The organism is Rhizobium sp. R635, assembly GCF_002211285.1.
Taxonomy (GTDB): Bacteria; Pseudomonadota; Alphaproteobacteria; order Rhizobiales; family Rhizobiaceae; genus Rhizobium.
In genome coordinates, this window is record NZ_LOKX01000032.1 from 195,569 (window position 1) to 217,689 (window position 22,121).

22 protein-coding genes are annotated in these 22,121 nt (G+C 62.0%); 11 read left to right on the top strand and 11 right to left on the bottom strand.

Annotation, left to right across the window (positions count from 1 at the left end; all coding sequences use genetic code 11):
- The first annotated feature begins 51 nt into the window (after nt 1-51).
- Both ATY78_RS20465 and ATY78_RS20470 read left to right on the top strand, forming a co-directional pair.
- Nucleotides 52-1,182: an HPP family protein gene (locus ATY78_RS20465; RefSeq protein WP_088684130.1), complete on the top strand. Its 1,131-nt coding sequence runs from the start codon at nt 52-54 to the stop codon at nt 1,180-1,182.
- Between the two features lie 17 nt (nt 1,183-1,199).
- Nucleotides 1,200-1,478: a DUF6522 family protein gene (locus tag ATY78_RS20470; RefSeq protein ID WP_088684283.1), complete on the top strand. Its 279-nt coding sequence runs from the start codon at nt 1,200-1,202 to the stop codon at nt 1,476-1,478.
- A 159-nt stretch (nt 1,479-1,637) separates the two neighbouring features.
- Here ATY78_RS20470 and groL read toward each other — a convergent pair whose 3' ends face one another.
- Nucleotides 1,638-3,266: a chaperonin GroEL gene (groL, locus tag ATY78_RS20475; RefSeq protein WP_088684131.1), complete on the bottom strand. Its 1,629-nt coding sequence runs from the start codon at nt 3,264-3,266 to the stop codon at nt 1,638-1,640.
- A gap of 369 nt (nt 3,267-3,635) precedes the next feature.
- Between groL and ATY78_RS20480 the strand changes: the two genes are divergently transcribed.
- The 6 genes from ATY78_RS20480 (at nt 3,636) to ATY78_RS20505 (ending at nt 8,126) form a co-directional block, all read left to right on the top strand.
- The gene (locus tag ATY78_RS20480) at nt 3,636-3,926 is read left to right on the top strand and encodes a hypothetical protein (protein ID WP_088684132.1); all 291 of its coding nucleotides are present in this window, start codon (nt 3,636-3,638) and stop codon (nt 3,924-3,926) included.
- 197 nt (nt 3,927-4,123) lie between these two features.
- On the top strand, nt 4,124-4,477 hold the full coding sequence (locus ATY78_RS20485; RefSeq protein ID WP_088684133.1) for a hypothetical protein: 354 nt from the start codon (nt 4,124-4,126) through the stop codon (nt 4,475-4,477).
- Nucleotides 4,478-4,492: 15 nt separating this feature from the next.
- On the top strand, nt 4,493-4,825 hold the full coding sequence (locus tag ATY78_RS20490) for a four-helix bundle copper-binding protein (protein WP_088684134.1): 333 nt from the start codon (nt 4,493-4,495) through the stop codon (nt 4,823-4,825).
- Between the two features lie 12 nt (nt 4,826-4,837).
- The gene (locus ATY78_RS20495; RefSeq protein WP_088684135.1) at nt 4,838-5,164 is read left to right on the top strand and encodes a DUF2934 domain-containing protein; all 327 of its coding nucleotides are present in this window, start codon (nt 4,838-4,840) and stop codon (nt 5,162-5,164) included.
- A gap of 5 nt (nt 5,165-5,169) precedes the next feature.
- Entirely contained in the window at nt 5,170-5,589 is a 420-nt protein-coding gene (locus tag ATY78_RS20500) for an HD domain-containing protein (protein ID WP_088684136.1), read from the top strand.
- A 158-nt stretch (nt 5,590-5,747) separates the two neighbouring features.
- Nucleotides 5,748-8,126 (top strand): PAS-domain containing protein, encoded by a 2,379-nt coding sequence (locus ATY78_RS20505; RefSeq protein WP_245313607.1) that lies wholly within the window; start codon nt 5,748-5,750, stop codon nt 8,124-8,126.
- A gap of 48 nt (nt 8,127-8,174) precedes the next feature.
- Here the strand turns inward: ATY78_RS20505 and ATY78_RS20510 are convergent, their stop codons facing one another.
- The gene (locus ATY78_RS20510) at nt 8,175-8,417 is read right to left on the bottom strand and encodes a type II toxin-antitoxin system prevent-host-death family antitoxin (RefSeq protein WP_088684137.1); all 243 of its coding nucleotides are present in this window, start codon (nt 8,415-8,417) and stop codon (nt 8,175-8,177) included.
- 258 nt (nt 8,418-8,675) lie between these two features.
- Between ATY78_RS20510 and ATY78_RS20515 the strand changes: the two genes are divergently transcribed.
- Complete coding sequence (locus tag ATY78_RS20515) at nt 8,676-9,374, top strand: histidine phosphatase family protein (RefSeq protein WP_088684285.1); 699 nt, start codon at nt 8,676-8,678, stop codon at nt 9,372-9,374.
- A 28-nt stretch (nt 9,375-9,402) separates the two neighbouring features.
- On the opposite strand, the gene ATY78_RS20520 is transcribed toward ATY78_RS20515, so the two are convergent.
- The 7 genes from ATY78_RS20520 to ATY78_RS20550 form a co-directional block, all read right to left on the bottom strand.
- On the bottom strand, nt 9,403-11,253 hold the full coding sequence (locus ATY78_RS20520; protein ID WP_088684138.1) for a DUF2264 domain-containing protein: 1,851 nt from the start codon (nt 11,251-11,253) through the stop codon (nt 9,403-9,405).
- 75 nt (nt 11,254-11,328) lie between these two features.
- On the bottom strand, nt 11,329-12,603 hold the full coding sequence (locus ATY78_RS20525; protein ID WP_088684139.1) for a sugar ABC transporter substrate-binding protein: 1,275 nt from the start codon (nt 12,601-12,603) through the stop codon (nt 11,329-11,331).
- A gap of 40 nt (nt 12,604-12,643) precedes the next feature.
- Nucleotides 12,644-13,357: a YesL family protein gene (locus ATY78_RS20530; RefSeq protein ID WP_088684140.1), complete on the bottom strand. Its 714-nt coding sequence runs from the start codon at nt 13,355-13,357 to the stop codon at nt 12,644-12,646.
- Between the two features lie 20 nt (nt 13,358-13,377).
- The gene (locus tag ATY78_RS20535; RefSeq protein ID WP_088684141.1) at nt 13,378-14,487 is read right to left on the bottom strand and encodes an ABC transporter ATP-binding protein; all 1,110 of its coding nucleotides are present in this window, start codon (nt 14,485-14,487) and stop codon (nt 13,378-13,380) included.
- A 15-nt stretch (nt 14,488-14,502) separates the two neighbouring features.
- Nucleotides 14,503-15,675: a glycoside hydrolase family 88 protein gene (locus tag ATY78_RS20540; RefSeq protein WP_088684142.1), complete on the bottom strand. Its 1,173-nt coding sequence runs from the start codon at nt 15,673-15,675 to the stop codon at nt 14,503-14,505.
- A 3-nt stretch (nt 15,676-15,678) separates the two neighbouring features.
- Nucleotides 15,679-16,515, bottom strand: a complete 837-nt coding sequence (locus ATY78_RS20545; protein WP_088684143.1) for a carbohydrate ABC transporter permease — start codon at nt 16,513-16,515, stop codon at nt 15,679-15,681.
- Nucleotides 16,512-17,492, bottom strand: coding sequence for a sugar ABC transporter permease (locus ATY78_RS20550; RefSeq protein ID WP_184467648.1), 981 nt, complete (start codon nt 17,490-17,492; stop codon nt 16,512-16,514). The genes ATY78_RS20545 and ATY78_RS20550 overlap by 4 nt, the downstream gene beginning before the upstream one ends.
- A gap of 224 nt (nt 17,493-17,716) precedes the next feature.
- On the opposite strand from ATY78_RS20550, the gene ATY78_RS20555 reads away from it, so the two are divergent.
- Entirely contained in the window at nt 17,717-19,507 is a 1,791-nt protein-coding gene (locus ATY78_RS20555) for a heparinase II/III family protein (RefSeq protein WP_088684144.1), read from the top strand.
- Nucleotides 19,508-19,518: 11 nt separating this feature from the next.
- Nucleotides 19,519-20,361: a carbohydrate-binding protein gene (locus tag ATY78_RS20560; protein WP_088684145.1), complete on the top strand. Its 843-nt coding sequence runs from the start codon at nt 19,519-19,521 to the stop codon at nt 20,359-20,361.
- On the opposite strand, the gene ATY78_RS20565 is transcribed toward ATY78_RS20560, so the two are convergent.
- Entirely contained in the window at nt 20,356-21,366 is a 1,011-nt protein-coding gene (locus ATY78_RS20565) for a helix-turn-helix domain-containing protein (RefSeq protein WP_088684146.1), read from the bottom strand. The two genes, ATY78_RS20560 and ATY78_RS20565, sit on opposite strands and share 6 nt — an antisense overlap.
- Nucleotides 21,363-21,941, bottom strand: coding sequence for an isochorismatase family protein (locus tag ATY78_RS20570; RefSeq protein ID WP_190237497.1), 579 nt, complete (start codon nt 21,939-21,941; stop codon nt 21,363-21,365). The genes ATY78_RS20565 and ATY78_RS20570 overlap by 4 nt, the downstream gene beginning before the upstream one ends.
- Nucleotides 21,942-22,121: the final 180 nt, after the last annotated feature.

Consider the following 22,121-nt stretch of genomic DNA (forward strand, 5'->3'; position numbering starts at 1 on the left):
AACGTCTTTCCTTCAGCCGCCCGATCATCCTCGCTCAATATTGGTCTTGTCATGCAGTATCCCGTTTCCCCGAAGGTGGGACCGAGCCGCTTCCGTCGCTTCCGCCTGTTCTCGCCGATCCTGGCCGGGGCGACCTTGCGCGAGCGATTGATCGCCTGCCTCGGCGCTTTGCTGGCGATCGGCCTCACCGGCGTCATCAGCGGCTATTTCTTCGGGCAAGGGCCGCATCTTCCGTTGATCGTGGCGCCGATGGGGGCTTCCGCCGTGCTGCTTTTCGCGGTGCCGGCAAGCCCGCTGGCGCAGCCATGGTCGATTATCGGCGGCAACACCATCTCCGCCATGATGGGCATCGTCGCCGCCTATTTCATCCGTGACCCGATCATCGCGACCGGCGTCGGCGTGTCGCTTGCCATCGGCGCGATGTCCTTCACGCGCTGCCTGCATCCGCCGGGCGGGGCTGCGGCGCTGACCGCCGTTCTCGGCGGGCCTGTCGTTGCCGGATGGGGATTTCTCTTTCCCTTCGTGCCGGTCGCCCTGAATTCCTGCATCCTCGTCGGTCTCGGCCTGCTGTTCCACAAGCTTTCCCGGCGGAACTATCCGCATGTCGTCCCGAAGCCCGCCGAGAATACGCACCAGACGATCGACCTGCCGTCCGCCGTGCGGGTGGGCTTTCGCGAAGAGGATATCGATGCGGCTCTCGAAACGCTTGACGAAACCTTCGATATCGATCGCGCCGACCTCAGCCGGCTGCTGCAGCAGGTCGAGCTACAGGCGACCATCCGGTCGAACGCCAGGATCAGTTGCGCCGATATCATGTCGCGAGATGTGATCGCCGTTGGCGAGGCGGCCGAACCTGCGGCCGCACGCCAGCTTCTCCTGAAACACAATATACGCACGCTGCCGGTGAAAGATCCCGAAGGCCGCCTCATCGGCACCGTCGGCTTGCGGGAATTGTCGGCGAGCACCGAGACCATCGCGGGCGCGATCTCGAGGCCGGCGGTGGCAAGGCCAGCGGATGCGGCCCTGTCGCTGCTGCCCGTGCTGACCGACGGGCGCACACATGCCGTCATCGTCGTCGACGAGGACCACCGAATCCTCGGCCTGATCTCGCAGACGGATCTCCTGAGCGCCGTGGCGCGGCTGCTGCCGAACGACAGCGCCCCGATCCCGGCCGTGGCCTGATGGTGAAGGATGAACCGATGCTGATCGAACGCGACCCGAACGGGGATTTCATACTGGATTCAACCGAACTCGCTGAGCGGTTCGGCCTGTCGCAGGCCGATCTTCGCCGCCACATGCGGCATGGCTCCATCGTCAGCTCCGTCGAAATCGGCACGGCCGAACATGCGGGCACGAAGCGGGTGTCGCTCCGCCTCGGCAACAGGCTGTGGCGCGCCGTGCTGAACGACGAGAACGAAGTTCAGCACGAGGAGATGACCATTCTCAGGCGAAACACGCCCGGGCAGCCGCCGCGCTGACATCGCTGCCCATCCGCGAACACCTTCCTTGGCCACCTGATAATCGAGCCGATGCTCTAAAGCGCTTCGCGATCTTTCAGATTCGCTTGCCGCACTTTAGGTTTTGGTTTTGCGCATGTCGTGAGCGCAAAACCGCCGCACACTTTTGCGCGACATGTTTTAGAAATCCATCCCGCCGCCCGGAGGCATTGCCGGAGAAGCGTCCTTCTTCGGCCGCTCGGCGATCATCGCTTCGGTCGTGACGAGAAGGCCGGCGATGGAGGAGGCGTCCTGTAGCGCGGTGCGCACCACCTTGGCCGGATCGATCACGCCCTGCGCATAGAGATCGCCATATTCGCCGGTCTGGGCGTTCCAGCCATGGGAGAACTCGCTCTTCTCGCGCAGCTTGCCGACGATGACCGAGCCTTCCGCTCCGGCATTTTCGGCGATCTGGCGGGCCGGCGCCTCGAGGGCGCGGCGGACGATGTCGACACCGACGCGCTGCTCGTCATTGGCTGCTTTGACGGCGTCAAGCGCCTTGACGGCGCGCAGCAGCGCCACGCCGCCGCCCGGCAGAATGCCTTCCTCGACCGCCGCACGGGTGGCATGAAGCGCGTCGTCGACGCGATCCTTCTTCTCCTTCACCTCGACTTCAGTCGAGCCGCCGACGCGGATAACGGCAACGCCGCCGGCGAGCTTGGCAAGGCGTTCCTGCAGCTTCTCGCGGTCGTAGTCGGAAGTGGTTTCCTCGATCTGGGCCTTGATCTGGGCGATGCGGCCCGAAATGTCGGACTTGGAGCCGGCGCCATCGACGATGGTGGTGTTCTCCTTCTCGACCGAGACCTTCTTTGCCCGGCCGAGCATGTCGAGCGTGACGGTCTCGAGCTTGATGCCGAGGTCTTCGGAGATGACGGTGCCGGCGGTCAGGATGGCGATGTCTTCCAACATGGCCTTGCGGCGGTCGCCGAAGCCGGGAGCCTTCACGGCGGCGATCTTGAGGCCGCCGCGCAGCTTGTTGACGACGAGCGTCGCGAGCGCTTCGCCTTCGACATCCTCGGCGATGATGAGGAGCGGCTTGCTGGATTGAACCACGGCTTCGAGAACCGGGAGCATCGACTGCAGGTTCGAGAGCTTCTTCTCATGGATGAGAATGTAGGGATCTTCGAACTCGGTCCGCATCTTGTCGGCGTTGGTGACGAAATAAGGGCTCAAATAGCCGCGGTCGAACTGCATGCCTTCGACGACTTCGAGTTCGGTTTCGGCGGTCTTGGCTTCTTCAACGGTGATGACGCCGTCATTGCCGACCTTTTCCATGGCCTTTGCCAGATAGTGGCCGATTTCCGCATCGCCATTGGCCGAGATCGTGGCGACCTGGGCGATCTCGGAATTGTTGGAGATCTTGCGGGCATTGGTCTTCAATTCCGCGACGATGGCGCTGACGGCAAGATCGATGCCGCGCTTCAGGTCCATCGGGTTCATGCCGGCTGCAACGGCCTTGGCGCCTTCGCGGACGATCGCCTGGGCGAGAACGGTTGCGGTCGTGGTGCCGTCGCCGGCGATGTCGCTGGTCTTCGAAGCGACTTCGCGGACCATCTGGGCGCCCATGTTTTCGAACTTGTCCTCGAGTTCGATTTCCTTGGCGACCGAGACGCCGTCCTTGGTGATGCGCGGAGCGCCGAAGGACTTGTCGATCACGACGTTACGGCCCTTCGGGCCGAGCGTGACCTTGACCGCATCGGCGAGAATGTCGACGCCGCGCAGCATCTTGTCGCGGGCTTCGGTGCTGAATTTGACTTCTTTAGCAGCCATGTCCTCACTCCTTCATAGGCAGCTAATTGACGGATCTTCGCAGTGGATCTCAGGCAGCCCGACAGGCCAGGTAATCAGCCCGAGCGGGTCGCTAAATCGCGCGCGCGCCTGCGCGATTGAACTGGTTTGACGTTGTTCGATTTCAAGAGGGTGGCCAAAAATTGGCGCTCTCGGTCAGCGATTACCGACGCCTGACGGAACAGAAAATCGGATCCTGCGTTCGACATGAAGACGATGGTCGTCGCGCTCGGATTTCGGGCGAGTTCCAGCCGCACCAAGGCTTGAATTCAGATTTCGGCATCCCCAGCTCTTCGGTGATCGAGGCTTGATGAGCTCGGTTATGTCCCACGTCTTTTCGGAGTGGCTGAAATGGAAGAAAGAACCAATATAATCAAAGACCTCAGTATCGAGGAACGCGAAGAAGTCTTCGTCGACATCGCCCGTACGCTGGAGGATACGGCCCGTGAGGCGCTGGTGGAGGGCAACAGCCACTTTGCAGCCCTTTCCACCAACATGGCCGAAGCGATCCGCGTCAATGCCGACGAGCTTGCCCGCGATGATCCCGAAAATGCCGAACTCGTCCTGCAGGAGGCGACGGCGATGATATTGCAGTTCGAAGCGGTGCATCCCTATCGCATGGTAAGCATGGCCGTTCATTGAGCGCCGGCCACCTGCTCGGGCGGCCGTCCTTCCAAATCAATCGCTCCTTCCGGAACTCTCGCTGCCTTGGACGGTTATTGGATCACAGCATCGAAGGTGATCCGTGGCGGTTCGGGGTTTACACGCCTTGTCCATAACGCCGCCGGGTCGGCTGTCAGGCGTGAACATGCTTTTGCATGATGGAAGGAGGATCTGGCATGACTTCCAATTCGATTGTGCCGCCCGAGAGCGGCACTGATGACGCGCGGTCCGCCGATACGGCGGAGGCCGAGAACGATCGCAAGAAGGCATTGGAAAATGCGCGACGCAACGCAGGGTCCGCGGCCGATCGCGATAGCGGCACCGAAACTCCAAGCCTGAGACTTGCGAGGGAGTATCTTCGCCTCGGCGGCCGCCGCCGTTCCAAGATCGACGACAACATCACCACCGTTCGCCAATGGGAGGAGGATCCGCCGGAGGCCGAACGGTTCTGGCAGGAGCGGGTCGAGACGCTTTCGAAGGCCGACCGCAAGCAGGTGGAGGATTTTCTGCCGACCATCAACACGCCCTGACGAGGAGGATGGAAAATGCATCAGCTCGACGCGAGAATGCAGGCATGCATCGACAATTGCCTGCGCTGCTACAGCGTTTGTCTCCAGACCGCGATGAACCATTGTCTCGAAGCGGGCGGCAAGCATACCGAACCCGCGCATTTCAGGCTGATGATGGCCTGCGCCGAGATCTGCCGCACGTCGGCGCACTTCATGCTGATCGGTACGGATCACCACAAACACACCTGCCGCGAATGCGCGGAGATCTGCTCGGAATGCGCGGCCGATTGCGAAAGGGTGGGCGACATGCAGGCGTGCGTCGATGCCTGCCGACGCTGCGCCGAAAGCTGCCGCGACATGGCAGCCTAGCTGGAGGAGATCATGGCCATAGACAAGCACGAGCAGATCCGCCGGCGCGCCTATGAGATCTGGGAGGCCGAAGGCCGTCCCATGGGCGCGGACCTGCGCCATTGGCAGCAGGCCTGCGACGAACTGGCCGGCGAGAACGAGCATGAGACGCTGCAGGATCTGATCGACGAAGACGACCGGGACGACGCGGCTCTGCTCCAGGGGGCAGGTGAGAGCGGCGATTTCGATCCGCCGCGGGCGGCGCCTGCCCGAGTTGCCGAGACAAGAGTGTCAGATGTCGAGATCACGACGGGCGAAAAGCCTTCCCTTGGGAAGGTCAGGCAGACCGAGGGGCCGTGATTTCAATGCAGCATCTCGACCACGCCATCCAGATCGCGCTCGAAGCGCATGACGGGCAAACGGACAAGACCGGCCGGCCTTTCTTCGAACACTGCCAGCGGGTTGCCCTTCTCGTCTCCGGCGAAGAAGCGCGAACCGTCGCCTACCTTCATGACGTCGCCGAGAAAGGCAGTGGCTGGACGCTCGACAGGTTGCGGGAAGAAGGTTTTCCGCCTGTGATCATCTCCGCCGTGGATGCGCTGACACGGCGGCTCGACGAGCCGAACGACGAATTCGTCAGGCGCGCGGCGGCAAACCCGCTCGCTTTGCCCATCAAGCGGGCAGACCTCGAAGACAATCTTCATCAAGCCGAGCAAGCCGGCAAAAACCCGGAAAAATACCAGCGCGGGCTGGATCTCCTGCGGGAGATAGAGAGCGGTGGCTAGGCTCCTCCGCCGTTGTTTCTGCCGCGGCTGCCGTAAATCGATCTGCGAGCAAACTATTTTTCAACCATAGAACGCGGAAACAATGTGATGCCGACCTCAGGTGAGGCGCATGTTAACCGGCACGACCTATAGTCGCGTTCACATGAACAAACTGGGGGATGGTCTTGTCCGACGATCTGCACACGATCATTGCAATGGGCGGCACTTTGTCGAGCCTGCCCGGCATCGGCGATCGCCTTGCGCAACAGGGTATCGTGATCGATGTTCACCACGACCGGAATGAATTCCACCGGCGTGCAGGCAGCCGCCCCCTGCCGGAGCTGATCGTGCTGGACGCCGCATCGCCGGAGGGGCGCGGTCTGGAAGACTGCCGCCGTCTCAAGGAAGACGTTGGCACCCGCGATATTCCGGTGATCATCCTCGTCTCGCCGCAGGATGAGGAAAGCACGGTTGCAGGGCTTGCCGCCGGGGCGGTGGATTGTGTTTCCAGCCTCGTCTCCGCCACGGAGCTCGTCGCCCGCATCAAGAGACATATCGCGCTCGGCGCGGTTCACGCGCGGCTGCAGGGACGGAATGAACAGCTCGATACGGCGCTTGCCAGCATGGGGCAGGGCGTATGTCTGTTCGATGAGGGCGGCCGGCTGCTGCTTTCCAACAGCCGTTACGCGGAAGTCTACGGCCTCGATCCCTCCGTCATCCATCCGGGGCAATCGCTCGAGGACATCCTGAACCTGCGCCACGAAGTAGGCGCCGTTCCCTTCACGTCGACCTCCGAATATCTCGTCTGGGCCGAGGCGACCAATACGGGCGATACGCCCCAGGATTGGGTCAAGGAACTCAAGTCGGGCCAGATCATCCGCGGTTATCACCAGCGCACGCGCGACGGCGGCTGGGTATCGACCCACGAGGATATCACCCAGGCCTGGCTCGCCGAGAAAGCCCTTGCCAAGGCGCATCTTCAGGCAGAGCACGCCGAACAGGAAGCGCGCGCCGCGCATGCCCGGCTTCTCGCCGCTTTCGAGGTCGTTCCGGAAGGGCTCGTCCTGTTCGACGCCGAGGACCGCTTCGTCCTGTGGAACCGCCGATATGAACAGCTTTATGAGGAAAGCGGCGACAAGCTTCTGAAAGGAATGCGTTTCGAGGATCGTCTGCGCGCGGGTATCGAATGCGGCCAATATCCGGAAGCGATCGGACGCGAGGAGGAATGGCTCGCCGAGCGGCTGGCATATCATACCCGGCCCAGCAGCAAGCACGAGCAGCGCCTGCCCGGAAACCGATGGATACGGATCGAAGAACGGCGCATTTCCGATGGCGGCAGCGTCGGTATCCGCGTCGATATCACCGATCTCAAGATGCAGGAAGCCTCGTTCAGGCTGCTGTTCGAAGGCAACCCGATGCCCATGTGGGTCTATGATCGGGAAACGCTGAAATTTCTCCACGTCAACCAGGCCGCCATAGACCATTACGGTTATAGCCTGGACCAATTCCTGACCATGACGCTGCTCGACATCCAGGTGCCGGAGAACGTGGCCCAGCCGAAAGCCGTCTTCGATGCGGAGGATCAGGTTGCCTCGACCAGCGCTTCCCGGCATCTCAAGGTAGACGGCGCGGCCATCGACGTCACGGTCTATTCCACCTGCCTGAACTACAAGGGCAGTGCGGCATCGCTGATGGCCGTCGTCGACGTCACCGAAGCCAAGCGCGCCGAAAAGGCGCTGCTGCACCACCGCGACACGCTGGAAGAGATGGTGCGCTCGCGCACCGTCGAACTGGCGCGGCAGACCGAAGAACTCGAACGGATGCTCGAACAGGAAAAGCAGATCAACGAATTGCAGCGCCAGTTCGTCTCGATGGCATCTCATGAATTCCGCACTCCGCTCGCGGTGATCGACGGCGCGGCGCAGCGGCTCATCCGCCGCAAGGAGGCGGCGACGCCGGAATTCCTCGCCGAAAAGGCGGAGCAGATCCGAAGCTCGGTGTCCCGTATGCTCGAACTGATGGAAAGCATTCTTGCCGCGGGCCGGCTGGATCACGGCCGGATCGCCATCGTCCATAAGCCCTGCTCGATTACCGAGATCATCGAAACCTGCAGCGCCCGCCAGGAAAGCATCCGGCGTTCCCACCGTTTCCTGCTCGAACTGGATAGGCTTCCCCCGACCATCTTCGGCGATCAACCCGCTCTCGACCAGGTCTTCAGCAACCTCTTCTCGAATGCCGTGAAATACGCGCCGGACGCTCCGAACGTCCACGTCACCGGCTGGCAGGAAGGGGATAGCGTCTGCATCAAGGTGCGCGACGAAGGCATCGGCATCGATGCCGACGACCTTCCGAAGATGTTCCAGCGCTATTTCCGCGCCAGAAGCTCCACAGGCATCGCCGGCACCGGCATCGGCCTCAATCTCGTCAAACAGATCATCGAGCTTCACGGCGGAACGATCGAGGTGACGAGCAGCCGCGGGAACGGCACGACGTTTACGCTCAGGCTTCCGGTCGGCGCGGAGATGTCGGATGAACTGCGCGTTGCTGCTGGCCGCTAGGTTTGGGGCGGAATCAAGCACAACGACGGAGGCCTTGAGGAAAGGCCGTTAGGGGCGTTGTCCTTCATCGCGCCAAGCGCGGATCTCCTCCGGCGTCGTCAACTGACGGCCGGCGCGTTGCGCCCTGATCTCGGCAATCAGCGCATCGATATCGTTTTCTCGACGGATGCGGGAAAGGCGGGCAACGGGCGTGTTGCCTCGCGAGATGATAACGTCTTCGCCTGCTTCGACCTTTACCAGCAATTTGGACAGATGAGTTTTTGCTTCGCCGACCTTAACTTTGACCGTCATGACGGTTCTCCCTTATTTGTATAGCTGGTCGAGCTCGCTGCTCGCGCAACGATGGGCTCGAAATCGCGAATTAGTCAATCGCAAAGCTGGCGGATCATCGGGATAATGAAGAACGGGCTAGTCGCTATATCTTGGACGGGCCGGCCGAACAAACTGCCGAAGCGTCTGTGGAAGTGACCGTACAAATGCCGGAAAAGCGTTTAAGCCTGTCGTTTGCCAAGGCTTTGCATTGCAGCAGCTTTCATAGGTTTTACGCTATTGACGACAATATTTCTTCTTCGACACGGTGAGACGATCTGGAATGCCGCCGGCCGCTTTCAAGGTCAAAAGGATTCCCCTCTCACTCAGAGAGGGCAGCAGCAAGCGGATCAGATGGGTGAACTTCTCGCCCGCGAACTCAAGCGGTACGCCGGCCAGATCGACATTCATGTCAGCCCGTTGGGTCGCACAAAGGAAACGGCGGCGCGGATTGGACGATATGTGCCATTGGCCAGCCGCGACGAACCACGTTTGATGGAGGTTACGACTGGATCATGGGACGGCATGAGCCACTATGAAATCGATATGGAATATCCGGGCATGCTCGAAGGTGCCAACGGTTTCGACTGGTTCTTTCGATCGCCGGATGGAGAAACATTCGATGCAGCCTTTGCCCGCGTCGAGGAATGGTTGTCGGGACTTCGCTCGACGACGATCGCCATATCCCACGGACTGACGGGGAGGCTGATACGAGGTGTGTATCTCGGACTGTCCAGACGGGAAATGCTGGAACTGCCGGTGCCGCAATGCGGATTCTATCGCCTTCAAAATGGTCAAGCCGAACTTGTTGAATCTCCGCCGACGAAACGCGATCGCAGTGTCGACCTGACGGCAATGCTCAGCGATCAGGAGCTTGCGGCGATTGTGAAGTCACATATGGAGCTGGGGCTCAATCACCTCGACTTCGATCTGCCATGAGCGGCAGACAGCGCGCGCCCTCACTAAACTACATCAGAAGCGCGAATGCCGGCACCCGCACGCCGTTCTCACGGAAGTGCCGCTCCAACTCACCAAGATCCGGGCAGGCCGGTGGGTTGTCCAGCGCCTGTGCCCAATTCTCATGAACAGGCAGAGCCATTGCCGCGGTCACAAGCACGGTTATTCCCGGGGCGATGTCGCCGCGCAGTTGCGGCAGCAGGGTCTTGGCGTGGATGAGGTTGGTGTTGGGGATCGGGCTCATCGCGTGGCCGGTTCTCGGATGAGGCGAGAGGTCGACGATGGCGCTGATGTCGGTCTGACCGTGCCAGACGGCATGGCCTTCCGCCTGCTCGGATCGGTCGGCGTTGAAATCGGCGCGCTCGATCGCAAAGCCGCCCTCGATGGTGCTGAGTGCACGCGGCGTCGCGATGCGGTGGATGCGGATGTGCCAGGGATTGGCGGGAAGCAGCCAGGTTTCGATGGTGACGTCGTTCCAGGGGCGCCAGCGGGAATAGAGCCGGTCGCCTGCGATCAGCGCCTCCTCCATGATTTCGCGCATGCGGAAATGGACGCCATCATCGGAGAGGCCGAGCATGCCGTCGAAGCTTGCGGCGGTAAAATTCCGGTCGTCGGCTTCGATGTTGAAGGCGTAGCGGGTGGAATAGACGAATTTCGAATATTTCTCGTTTGCGCCGCGCATCTTGTCGTGCTGCTGGCCGGAGGAAAGCACGACCACATTTCCCGGCGTGTGCATGGCGACCATTCCGGCTTGCTTCAGCGCAATAGGCTCGGGGAAAACAGGCTGCGGCGCCTCCGCAGCGGTCCAGAACGGATGATCGGCGGCAAGGGCGAGCGGCAGGAAGAATTTCAGCGCCCAATAGGGCGAGCCGGGCGAATTGTAGCTCTCGCTCATCAAGAGGTTCGGATAGCCGTAGCCGACGGAGAGCACGCCATCGCGATCGGCAATGGGTATGGCCGACCACCAGCGGATATGACGCATGTAGTAGCCTTTGATCTCAGCCCAAGGCAGCGCCTCGACGCCGGCAAAGGCGAGCGCGCCCCAGAAGCCGCCGGCCGCGAAGCGATAGGCCTGGCTGCGGCCGAAGGCGAGGGCGGCGCCATCGGGGCCAAACCAGTGGCGGATATCCCCGGCAAAGGTCCGGGCGCGATCGCGGAAGCGCTCCTTGCGGGCTTCGTCGCCGCGCGCCAGCACGGTGTAGATCAGGCCGTAGAAATGCATGGCGAAGGGAATGTAGTGGTCGACCCGCCTGACCGGCCCGTCGCGATACCAGCCGTCGCCGAGGTCGAAGGCTTCCAACTCGTCGAGATAGGCGACGGTTTTGCCGTGGTCGAACGCCACGCCGACGCGCTCCAGCCCGAGATCGATGAGGACGCGGAAGAATTTCCAGTTGTTATCGATGAATTCCAGTTCGCGCGCCGCAAGCAGATAGGCGGCAACAGTCTTCTTCTGACTGTCGTCAAGCGGCTCCCAGATATGTTCGGGCACGAGCGCCAGCGCGAAGCCGACGGCTGCGAGCTCGACGAGCCGCTGGTTGCGGTCGGCGAGATCGCCCCAATATTCGGGATGGGCGGGATTGGTCCCGTTTGCAAGGCCGCGCCGATAGAGATCCCAATGCGGAAAATGTCCGCCGCCGGCAGCAAGGGGAACGATGCCCCAGAGCGGCCGGGCAAACCCTTCCAGGTCAGCCGCCGCCCGGTCGAAGATCGCGCCGGCTGCACCGAGACGCACGCGGGCGCCGCCTTCGGAAAAATAGGGCAGGAGCGGCGCGAAGAGATCGTTGACGGCCTTGGCGAGGTCGTCGCGGGTCCTCAGGGGATTGCCGAAAAGCGGGTTGGCCCTGGCGGGATCATAAATCATCGTCAGCTCGATACTTAAAAACAGGATCGGCCGCGGGCCGGATACTGGCCCGCGGCCGTTGATATCGCGTGAGGCTTACTTGATGGCCTTCACGCCTTCGGTCATTTCCTTCAGCCCGTCGTCGATGGAGGTGTTGTCGGTCATGATCGCGTCATGCGCCCGGTTGAGCACCACTTCGATCTTGGCGGCGTTCGGGTTGACCGCCATCTCCAGATAGGCCTTCGAGGGTATCAGTGCTTCCTTGCTGGCCGCGTCCTCGGGGAAGCCGGGCGTTGCCGCGATCTTGGCGCTGACGTCAGCGGTCTTGAGCGCGGGGAAGGTGCCGGTCGAGGCGATGACGGCCGCGCCCTCGGGGCCGGTGACGAACTTGATGAAATCGAGCGCGGCTTCCTTGTGCTCGGAATTGGCGTTGACCGCGAGGCCCGAGATTTGCGCTGCCGTCGTGCCGGCCGCAACGCCGTCGGGATGCGGGAACTTCACGATGCCCCAGTTCTTGCTCTTCGATTCACCCGACTTCACCTTGGTGATCTGGGTGCCGACGAACCAGGTCCCCATCGGCAGCATGCCGATCGTGCCGTTGAAGAAGAGCGCCGAATAATGCGTGTTCGACGTCTTCAGGAAGGCGTAGGAGGGGATCGCGCCGTCCTTCTGCAGGGTGAGTGCCCGTTCGTACCAGGGCTTCAGGAAAGCATAATCGCCATCGACCAGCGTGTGTTTTCCGTCGAGGATGCCGGGCAGCTGGACGGTCGAGCGCCAGGTATGCAGCAGCGCGCCATAGGTCTTGTTGGTGCCCATGCCGCCGGCAAGCTTCTCGGCGGTTTCGTCGAACTGCGCCCAGGTCATGTCATTCGTGGGATAGGGCACGCCGGCTTTGTCGAAAATGTCCTTGTTGTAATAGACGACCCAGAAGTCGGAGCGGAACGGTATCGAATAGATCTTGCCGTCGATGGTCAGTTCTTCGATCAGGCCGCCATAGGGCGCCGGATCGATCTTCTGGTCCTTCACGAAGCCGCTGAGATCGGCGATGTTGCCGGCGCGGACCAGGTTGGTATAGCCCGGCACGTCCTTGACGGTGACGACGTCGATGTCTTTCGAGCCGCCGGTCAGCTGCGTCGAGATCATCTGCTGATAGTCCTGCGAGCCGAGATCCATCGGCTCGAACTTCACGTTGGGATGCTTGGCCTGATAGGCCTCGATCAGCGGCTTGTAATAAGCTGTCTTGTCCCAGTCCCACAAAGCCCATTTGAGCGTCACGGCGTCCTCGGCAAGTGCGGCACCTGCCGTCGTTGCGGCCAAGGTGAAACCCGCCACGGCGAGTTTCATCGTCCTCCCGAATTTATCCATATACATTCCTGTTCTCCTTCCCTGGATCGTCTCTGGATCAGTTGTTTTATGAAGCGTTTGGTGCATGCGGTTTACGGTGCGGGGGCAAGTCCAGAACCATCACCGCCGTCCGATGGACGCCGAATGCGACGGCGAACATTCCGAGTGAAAAATTGAAGGTTGCCGGCATGAAGACGGAAACCGGATAGAAGAGGATATGCGCGAGCCACAGGGCGGCATTGAAGGCGAGTGCTGCAAGCGCCGGAAGCGGACGGACGACGGAGGCGAGCGCGGCGAGGCGCAGCAGCCGCAGCGCCGGCAGATCGCGCATCACCATCAGCACGATGAGATGGCAGGCGGTGACGGCGAGGAAGGCGGTCGCGACGAGGGCGATCGCGAGCGGTGCAGCCAGCATCAGATTATCACGCGCGCCGGCGGCATAGGTGACGATCGCATGGACGCCGATTGCAAGCGCGCCTGCCAAGGCGAGGCCCCAGGCGGTGGCGCGCAGGAAGTATCGTCGGAATGCTTCGGTGAAGTCCCTGAGCAGATAGGTGTTGCGGTCTTCGACCAAGGCGACCGAGACGCGGGCCATGGCCACGAGTGCTGCCGGCAGCGTCACCACGAGGAGCGAGGCCAGCAGGAACAGGATGTTCAGCTTGACCATCTCCCACCATTCGCGGGCGAGGATGTCGGCGAAGAGCGCAAGGCCGGTCTTTGCAGGCGCATCCTTCGGAATGCCCGGCCCCTCCTTCGTCCACATGTCCCGCAACCACTGCATGGCCGTCTCCCGAAGGCGCCTCAGTAAAGAATCGAGCGTTCCGTTTCCTTGTCGAACAGCTGCGCATTGCTCATGTCGGCGACCAGCGTCGCCTCTTCGCCGATGCCAGGCCGGAAGCGCGGCGAGACGCGGGCGATGAGATTGCGCCCGCCTGCCACCATGTTCAGGTGCACTTCAGAGCCCATGGGTTCGGCTAGCTCCACCACTGCCTTGAGTGGCGCCAGATTCTCGGCTGGAATATCGGCCGGCGGCAGTTCGTGGAAATTCTCCGGACGGATGCCGAGCACCACGTCGCGGCCCTCATAGGGCGCGATCCTGCCCTTGTCGAAATGGGCGGGCAGCGGCAGTTCCCGGCCGTCGAAGACCGCGACGTAGCCGTCGCCTCGGCGAAGGATGGTCGAGGGCAGCATGTTCATTTGCGGCGCGCCGATGAAGCCGGCGACGAACATGTTGACGGGACGGTCGTAGAGGTTCTGCGGCGTATCGACCTGCTGGATGTGCCCATCCTTCATGACGACGATGCGGTCGGCCATGGTCATGGCCTCCACCTGGTCGTGGGTGACGTAGATGAAGGTGGCGTTGAGCCGCTTGTGCAGCTTGGTGATTTCGCTCCGCATCGTGCCGCGCAGCTTGGCGTCGAGGTTGGAAAGCGGCTCGTCGAGAAGGAAGACGGCCGGATTGCGCACCATGGCGCGGCCGAGCGCCACGCGCTGGCGCTGCCCGCCCGAAAGCGCCTTCGGCTTGCGGTTCAGGAGATGGGTGATGTCTAGGATTTTCGCAGCGTCCTGTACCTGGGCATCGATGAAATCGCGCGATACCTTTCGGAGTTGCAGGCCGAAGGCCATGTTCTTGTAGACGGTCATATGCGGGTAGAGCGCATAGTTCTGGAAGACCATGGCGATATCCCGGTCCTTGGAGGGGACGTCGTTCATCACGTCACCGCCGATCCGGAGCTCGCCGCCCGAAATCTCCTCAAGGCCGGCGATCATCCTGAGCGTCGTCGATTTGCCGCAGCCGGAAGGACCGACCAGGATGATGAATTCCTTATCGGCGATTTCCAGATCGATATCGTGGACGACGGTAAGCGCGCCGTAGGATTTGTTCAGCTCTTTAAGCGAAATGCTGGCCATCGGGTTCTCCTGACGTCACCAATAGGAAGACCAGCGGCGCGAAAGGCGCGTCAAAGCTTCCATGTAATAATAATCTCCCCAGGAGACGCATTCATCGACGCCCTCGCCGCGGCAGGTGTTGAAGGGCGATTTCTTCGAATAGGTGGCGTGCAGCACCAGGCCGTTGGAAACGGTGGGGTCCTTGACCGCATAGTGGTCGGCGAGGCTCTTCATCATGCGCCGCGCCAGGGTGCGGTAGCGTTCGGCGGCTTGCGCCTCGACGAGGTCGGCCATTTCAAGCAGGCCGCAGGCGGTGATCGACGCCGAAGAGCTGTCGCGCGGCTCGCCGTCGCCATCGGAAAAGACGAGATCCCAATAGGGCACCATGTCGGCCGGCAGCCGATTGAGATAGAAGGCGAGCAGCCGGTCGAAGGTTTCTTGATATTCATTGATCCGCTCATAGCGATAGGAGACCGCCATGCCGGCGATGCCCCAGGCCTGTCCGCGCGCCCAGGCGCTGTCGTCCCGGTAGCCCTGTTTGGTGGCGCCGCGCACCGGCGCTCCGGTGACCGGGTCCATGTAGAAGGTGTGATAGGTGGAATCGTCCGGCCGCACCGAATTGGCGAGCGTGGTGCGAGCATGAATGAGCGCGATCTCTCGGTATTTCGGGTCGCCGGTCTCGCGGCTTGCCCAGTAGAGAAGCGGCAGGTTCAAGAGGCAGTCGATGATATAGCGGTATTCCTCCGCCTTGCCCTTGTGGCCCCAGGCCTGGATGAACTGGCCGATCGGCTGGAAGCGCTCGATCAACTGGTCGGCCGCAAGGATCGCAGCCTTGCGCCCGTCTTCGTCTCCGACGAGCTTCCAGGCGGCGATGCAGGAGGGCGAATAGAGAAAGCCCATGTCGTGGTGGTCGGTCTCGATACGGTTTTCGATCCGGTGCAGGAAGGACTGGACCTGGATTTGTGCGGCATGGCGGAAGACCGGGTCGCCGCTATGCTCGAAGGCGAGCCACAGTTCGCCCGGCCAAAAGCCGGCCGTCCATTGGGTGTTGGCCACGGCGGGAAAGAAGTTTCCGACACTCGAATGGTTCTGCGAGGCGTAGGTGAATTCGGGAAGGTTGCGGCGGATCTGCGCGACGGCGAGATCGAGCGCGGCTTTGACCTCTTCGTCGGTGATCGGCTGCGGGGCGACTGAGGAAACGGCGTTCATGGATTAACCCTTCAGTCCCGTCGAGGCGATGCCCTCGACGAAGAAGCGCTGGAGAGAGAGGAAGACGACGAGAACCGGAATGAGGGCGACGACGGAGGCCGCCATGATCAGCCCGTACTCGGCCGAATATTGCGAGATGAACATGCGGAGACCAATCTGGACGGTCTTGAGCTCCGTCTTGGTGAGATAGATCATCGGCCCGAGGAAATCGTTCCAGGTGGTGACGAAGGTGAAGATCGTCAGCGTCGAGAGCGCGGGCTTCGACAGCGGCAGCATGATGCGCGCCCAGATCTGGTACTCGTTCATGCCGTCGATGCGGGCCGCCTCGCAGAGCTCGGTCGGGATCGACATGTAGAACTGCCGCATCAGGAAGACGCCGAAGGCGGTGAAGGCCTGCAGGCAGATCAGCGCCAGATGCGTGTTGTTGAGGCCGAATTCGCGCATCAGCAGGAATTGCGGCACCATATAGACCTGCCAGGGCATGGCGATGGTGGCGATATAGCCGAGGAACAGCGTGTTCTTGTAGGGGAAATTCAGCTTGGCGAAGGCGTAGGCCGCAAAGCTGGAGGTAAGCAATTGCAGCAGCGTGACGATGATCGTCAGCTTCGAGGTGTTGTAGATGAAAAGGGCGAGCGGGATCTTCGTCCAGATATCCACATAGTTCTGCCATTGAGGCTGCGAGGGTATCCACTCGATCGGGAAGGCGAAGACGTCGCGGCTGAGCTTCAGGGAGGCCGAGAGCATCCAGGCGAAGGGCATCAGCATGACCAGCGTCACCGTGATCACGATGGCGTAGAGAAGGACCGTCTTGAGGGTAATCTTGCGTCCGGCGATCCTCATGCCTCGTCCTCCCGCTGGCGCCGGAACTGGAAGACCGTGACGGCGAGCACGAGGAAGAACAGCACCAGCGACACCATGCTGGAATAGCCGAGATCCCAGGAGATGAAGGCCTCGTTGTAGATGTGATAGACGAGGACGAGCGTCGAGGTGCCGGGGCCGCCCTGGGTGATCATGAAGATCTGGTCGAACACCTTGAAGGACTGGATCGTCAGCATGACGGTGACGAAGAAGGTCGTCGGCCCGAGCTGCGGCACGGTGACGTGGATGAACTTTTGCCAGGAATTGGCGCCGTCGAGATCGGCGGCCTCATAAAGCTCGGCATTGATGCCCTGCAGGCCGGCCAGATAGATGACCATGTAATAGCCCATGTTCTTCCAGATGCCGAAGAGGATCACCGTGACCATCGCCCAATGGCGGTCGGCCGCCCATCCCGGCATGTTCTTCGGATCGAGGCCGAGCGTGTAGAGGATCATGTTCACCGGTCCCATCTCGGGATTGAAGATCATGTTCCAGACGACCGCGACGGCGACCAGCGAGGCGACATAGGGGAAGAACATCGCAGTGCGGAAGAAATTCCGCCCCACGATCTTCTGGTTGAGGAGAACGGCGAGGCCGAGCGCGCAGAGCAGCGTCGCCGGCACCGAGGCGACCGTATAGATCACCGTATTCCAGAAGGCGGCGATGAAGGCCTTGTCCTCGAAGAGCCGCCAGAAATTGTCGAGGCCTGCGAATGTGATCGCATTCGAGCCGTCCCAATGCATGAAGGCGAGCGCGAAGGCGAAGAGGATCGGGCCGAGCGTGAAGACGGCGAAGCCGAGGAAATTCGGCGCGATGAAGGAATAGGCGACGAGCGCGTTGCGCAGCTTGCGCTGGCGCTTGGACAGGACGGCGACCTTCCGGCGGGGCGTTGCCGGAACGCCATCCGTTGCGATGGCCGAATTCGATATGGACACCGATGCTTCCTCCTGGGCGGACATTCTGCAGCTGACGGCTCGCGGAGATTTCCGAATCCTCGATCCGGAACATCCGGGCGGCTGAATGCCGCCAGTTCTTCCTCCTGCCATCGACATAGCACATATCCGGTATTGGTCAAACAAGTTCTGAATAGATCATACAAATTTTATGGCAGGCGCCGAAAACATATGATAGGTGAACGTGAAGACCGGTTGCGCGTCGAGGCTATTCGAATGCGGGGAGGGACATGTTCAGCGAGATTTCAGGGGAATTGCCGGACAGTTTGGGCGATTTCACTCCCGGCGCGATCGCTGCGGATCGCGCCATCTGGAACGCCGTGCCGCAGACGATGCGGGATGCCGTCCTTCGCGATGCCGAAACCACGCTTGCGCGCAGCTGGCCCCTCATCACGGCCTCCGATTACCGGGAATACACGGAGACGGGCAACCGCTCGCGCTTCGAGGAGCTTTATTTCACGCGGCGGCGGATGCTCAACGATCTGGTGCTCGGCGAACTCGTCGAAGGCGGCGGCCGGTTCCTGCCTGGCATCGTCGACGGCATCTTCCTGATAACGGAGGAGAGCGGCTGGCAGCTTCCGGCGCATAATGCCTATGAACGCGGCGGCCCGCGCCTGCCGTTGCCTGACAATTCGCAGCCGGTCGTCGATCTCTTCGCCGCTGAAACGGGTGCCTTGCTTGCCACCGTCATCGCCCTGCTCGGCGATGAGCTCGACGGCATCAGCCCGGAGATTGCGGCGCGTGTGAAACGCGAGATCGAAATCCGCATCCTGACGCCCTATCTCGGCCGGCATTTCTGGTGGATGGGCCGCGGTGGCGAGCGGATGAACAATTGGACGGCCTGGATCAGCCAGAACGTCCTGCTGACCGCCTTCTCGCTGAAGACCGATCAACCGACGCGCCGCGCCGTCGTCGAAAAGGCGCTTGGCAGTCTCGATGCCTTCCTGAAGGATTATGCCGAGGACGGCGCCTGCGAGGAGGGCGTGCTCTATTACCGCCACGCCGCACTCTGCCTCCACGGCGCGCTGACTGTTCTCGATAGCGCAGCACCCGGCCTGTTCGGCAAGATCTGGCGGCAGCCCAAGATCCGCAACATGGCCGAATATATCGCCAACATGCATGTGGCCGGCCGTTACTATTTCAACTTCGCGGATTCTTCCGCCGTGGTCGAGCCCTGCAGCGCCCGGGAATATCTGTTCGGAAAGGCGGTTGGTTCCGAGATGCTGGCGGATTTCGCCGCAGCTGACAGGGCCACGGCGGATAATTCGCACCTGCCCGGGGAATGGAACCTCTGGTATCGCGTGCAGGAATTGCTGGTGGGAACGCTGCCCGCAGCCGAGCCGCGTCCGGAACCCCCGCGCGATATCTTTTATCCCGGCATCGGCCTGTTCGTCGCCCGCGACGGAGCGTTTTCGCTCGCGGTCAAGGGCGGCAACAATGGCGAAGGCCATAATCACAACGATGTCGGCAGCGTCACGCTCTACAAGAACGGACGCCCATTCCTGATCGACGTCGGCGTCGAGACCTATACCGCCAAGACCTTCTCGCCGCGCCGCTACGAAATATGGACGATGCAGTCGGCCTATCACAACCTGCCGACTTTCGAAGGCGTCATGCAGTCCGCCGGCGAAGCTTTCGGCGCTAGGGATGTCGAGGTCGAATTCGGCGATGATCGTGCGCGCATATCGCTCGGCATATCAGGCGCCTATCCCCCGGAAGCGGATCTGCGCAGCTATCGGCGCACCGTTTCCCTGATGCGGGGCCGCCATGTCGAGATCGTCGACGCTCATGACGGAGACAAGCCGGCGGTCCTGTCGCTGATGACGTGCCTCGCGCCGACCGTCACCCCCGAGAAAATCGATCTCGCCGATCTCGGCAGCATTTTCGTCGAGGGCGCCGGCACGATCGAAGTCGACGAGATCGAGTTGGATGATCTCAGGCTGAGATCGGCCTGGCCCGAAAAACTCTTCCGTCTGCGCCTGCCGTTTGCCGGCAAGCGCCTGACATTGCGGATCGTCTGAGGAGGGCGAGCATGGAATTGACGCTGAAGATCGTGGATGCCGATGGGTTCGTGCTGGCAAGCTCGACAGGTCAGGACGAGACGTTTCTGGTCTATCGCCAGAGCTATGGCGAGGGCGACTGCGTCATCGTCGAGGCTTCCGAGCCGGGGCATGTCTTCCTCGCGCTGGACAGCGCGGTCCATCCCGCCCTGGTCTACATGAGGGACGGCGCCTATTCGTTTGCCGTGCCCTTCGGCGACAAGCGCAAGTCCTATTCGCCGAACGCCTTCAAGGGCGATATCCACCGGCTTTCAGCAAGACGCGCGCGGCCCGACGAGATCGCTCAAAGGCGCAATCTCGCCCTGAACCCCTGGGACGATCACGCCAACCGCACGCTCTTTCCACATGCGCATGCCAATGTGGAGACCCGCGGCGAGGCGGCCTTCGCGGCGCGCAACGCCATCGACGGCGAAAAGGCCAACGACAATCACGGTTTCTGGCCCTATACGAGCTGGGGCATCAACCGCGATCCTCAAGCCGCGCTGACGGTGGAGTTCGGCCGGCCGGTGCGGATCGACGAGATCGTCTTCTATCTCCGGGCGGATTTCCCGCATGATTCCTGGTGGGAAAAGGCAAGCGTCACCTTCTCGAATGGCAGGAGTTTTTCATTCCCGCTGGTGAAATCGGGCGCCGCGCAGAGCTTTGCGATAGAGCCGTGCATCGTCGAATGGGTGGAACTGCACGGCCTTGTAAAGGCCGAGGACAGTTCGCCCTTTCCGGCGCTGACGCAGATCGAAATCTGGGGGACGGAAGTGGCTGGTGCCGTCGCTGTCGAAGACGAGGCCGGGCGCGCCGCCCTTCCTCTTGCTCTATGAACCGACGGCCAGCTTGGGCCGCGCTGCGCTTGGCGGGCTGTCATGCAGGCGGTTCCAGGCACGGCGCAACTGCCTGGCCGAGCCGAAACCGGCGCGCATCGCCACGGCTTCCATATCCAGCCTCGAGCCGGCGAGCATCTCGCGGGCGAGGGCTACGCGCATGCGGTTGACGAAATCCGTGACGCTCATGCCGGTATGTTCGTTGAACAGCCGCGAGAGGTTTCGCGGGCTGGCGCCGCTGAGGCGCGCGAGCGAGGCGACCGACCAATCGCGCGAGGGATCGGCGGCGACGGCGTCCTGGGCGCGATGGATGGCCGGGTGGATATGGTTGCGGCCTTCGAGCCAGGGTGAAAGCTGCGGGTCCGAGCCGCCGCGCCTGAGATAGACGACGAGATAGCGTGCCACCGCAAGCGCGCAGGCATGTCCGGCCGCTTCGGCAACGATGTGCAGCATGAGGTCTATGCCGGCGGTGATGCCGGCGCTCGTCAGGCGCTCTCCATCCTCGACATAAAGCCGGTTGTCCCGGATGCGCGCGGTGGGCGCAAGCCGCGCCAGATCCTCCATGCAGCCGTGATGGGTGGTGCATTCGCGGCCGTCGAGCATTCCGGCCTCTGCGGCGAGCAAAGCGCCCGAGCAGATCGAGGCCAGCCGAACCCCGGGACGAATGGCCCGCTTCAGCCAAGCGACGATCGCAGCCTGGTCGGCGCGCTCCTCTTCGTCCCAAGGACGATTGTTGTCCATCGGCGCGTCGGCGCTGCCCGCGATGATCACAAGCGCCTGATCGGGCAAACGTTCCGGCAAGGCGGCGACACCCGTCACGGCAAGGCCGATCGAACTGCCGACCGTTGCCGACGGACCGATATAGGTGACGCCGAAGCGGACCGCCGTCTGTTCGAGGTTCGCCTTGCGCAGCACTTCGATCGGGCCGGCGACATCGAGCAGCAGCACGCGCGGCGGAACGACGACGTAGACGGGAATATCGAAGGGCTGCGCTGTATCCGTCATGCCGCGAGTTGCTCTCCGAGCCCCGCCAGCGCCTGTTCGACAGTGGCGATCCGGGCAAAACGGCCAGACAGGACCAGTTCCGTCCGGCCCCGGATTTCTCCGGCGCTCCAGGTGCGGCCTGCCGCGTCGGTCATCGGGAAGGTCAGGGTCGCTTCACCGGCATAGTCGACCTGATAGCCGAGATCGGAGGCGTGGCGCGTCGTGGTCTCGCAGCACTGTTCGGTGCGGATGCCGGAGACGATGATGCGGCGAACGCCATTCTCGGTCAGCCATACGTCGAGCCCGGAGCCGACGAGCGCGCTGTGGCGGCTCTTCTTGAAGATCGCTTCAGGTGCGATCCTGAGCGGGGCGAGGGTTTTGACGAAGCCGGAGGCCTCCGAGAACGGGCCGCTTCCATCGACATGGAAGATCTGGACGACGGGTATCCCGCGAGCCTCGGCGCCGGCGATCAGAGCCTGCTGGCGTTCGATATAGGCGGAGGCGAGGTCTTCATCCCAATAATCGCGCTGCCGGAAGGACTCCTGGGCGTCTATGACGAGAAGAATGGTTTCATGGCCGGACATTTTCTGCTCCATGGCGGTTGATCATGAAGCCATATTCGACGACATGAAGACAGAGGAAAATGCATGTGCCGGACAAATAGCGGACAATTCGCGCCAATGCCTGTTTAAGGCAGCCTCGGCCGGCAGCAATGGACAAGATGCAGCTCCATGGATACGCTTCCGCCAAGCCCTCCGCACGTGCTAAGGGGGATG

What these genes read in the sequence shown, in the direction of transcription:
- ATY78_RS20465 (WP_088684130.1), top strand. Translation starts at nt 52, where the DNA reads ATGCAGTATCCCGTTTCCCCGAAGGTGGGACCGAGCCGCTTCCGTCGC.
- ATY78_RS20470 (WP_088684283.1), top strand. Translation starts at nt 1,200, where the DNA reads ATGCTGATCGAACGCGACCCGAACGGGGATTTCATACTGGATTCAACC.
- groL (WP_088684131.1), bottom strand. Translation starts at nt 3,266, where the DNA reads ATGGCTGCTAAAGAAGTCAAATTCAGCACCGAAGCCCGCGACAAGATG.
- ATY78_RS20480 (WP_088684132.1), top strand. Translation starts at nt 3,636, where the DNA reads ATGGAAGAAAGAACCAATATAATCAAAGACCTCAGTATCGAGGAACGC.
- ATY78_RS20485 (WP_088684133.1), top strand. Translation starts at nt 4,124, where the DNA reads ATGACTTCCAATTCGATTGTGCCGCCCGAGAGCGGCACTGATGACGCG.
- ATY78_RS20490 (WP_088684134.1), top strand. Translation starts at nt 4,493, where the DNA reads ATGCATCAGCTCGACGCGAGAATGCAGGCATGCATCGACAATTGCCTG.
- ATY78_RS20495 (WP_088684135.1), top strand. Translation starts at nt 4,838, where the DNA reads ATGGCCATAGACAAGCACGAGCAGATCCGCCGGCGCGCCTATGAGATC.
- ATY78_RS20500 (WP_088684136.1), top strand. Translation starts at nt 5,170, where the DNA reads ATGCAGCATCTCGACCACGCCATCCAGATCGCGCTCGAAGCGCATGAC.
- ATY78_RS20505 (WP_245313607.1), top strand. Translation starts at nt 5,748, where the DNA reads ATGGTCTTGTCCGACGATCTGCACACGATCATTGCAATGGGCGGCACT.
- ATY78_RS20510 (WP_088684137.1), bottom strand. Translation starts at nt 8,417, where the DNA reads ATGACGGTCAAAGTTAAGGTCGGCGAAGCAAAAACTCATCTGTCCAAA.
- ATY78_RS20520 (WP_088684138.1), bottom strand. Translation starts at nt 11,253, where the DNA reads ATGATTTATGATCCCGCCAGGGCCAACCCGCTTTTCGGCAATCCCCTG.
- ATY78_RS20525 (WP_088684139.1), bottom strand. Translation starts at nt 12,603, where the DNA reads ATGTATATGGATAAATTCGGGAGGACGATGAAACTCGCCGTGGCGGGT.
- ATY78_RS20530 (WP_088684140.1), bottom strand. Translation starts at nt 13,357, where the DNA reads ATGCAGTGGTTGCGGGACATGTGGACGAAGGAGGGGCCGGGCATTCCG.
- ATY78_RS20535 (WP_088684141.1), bottom strand. Translation starts at nt 14,487, where the DNA reads ATGGCCAGCATTTCGCTTAAAGAGCTGAACAAATCCTACGGCGCGCTT.
- ATY78_RS20540 (WP_088684142.1), bottom strand. Translation starts at nt 15,675, where the DNA reads ATGAACGCCGTTTCCTCAGTCGCCCCGCAGCCGATCACCGACGAAGAG.
- ATY78_RS20545 (WP_088684143.1), bottom strand. Translation starts at nt 16,515, where the DNA reads ATGAGGATCGCCGGACGCAAGATTACCCTCAAGACGGTCCTTCTCTAC.
- ATY78_RS20550 (WP_184467648.1), bottom strand. Translation starts at nt 17,492, where the DNA reads ATGTCCGCCCAGGAGGAAGCATCGGTGTCCATATCGAATTCGGCCATC.
- ATY78_RS20555 (WP_088684144.1), top strand. Translation starts at nt 17,717, where the DNA reads ATGTTCAGCGAGATTTCAGGGGAATTGCCGGACAGTTTGGGCGATTTC.
- ATY78_RS20560 (WP_088684145.1), top strand. Translation starts at nt 19,519, where the DNA reads ATGGAATTGACGCTGAAGATCGTGGATGCCGATGGGTTCGTGCTGGCA.
- ATY78_RS20565 (WP_088684146.1), bottom strand. Translation starts at nt 21,366, where the DNA reads ATGACGGATACAGCGCAGCCCTTCGATATTCCCGTCTACGTCGTCGTT.
- ATY78_RS20570 (WP_190237497.1), bottom strand. Translation starts at nt 21,941, where the DNA reads ATGGAGCAGAAAATGTCCGGCCATGAAACCATTCTTCTCGTCATAGAC.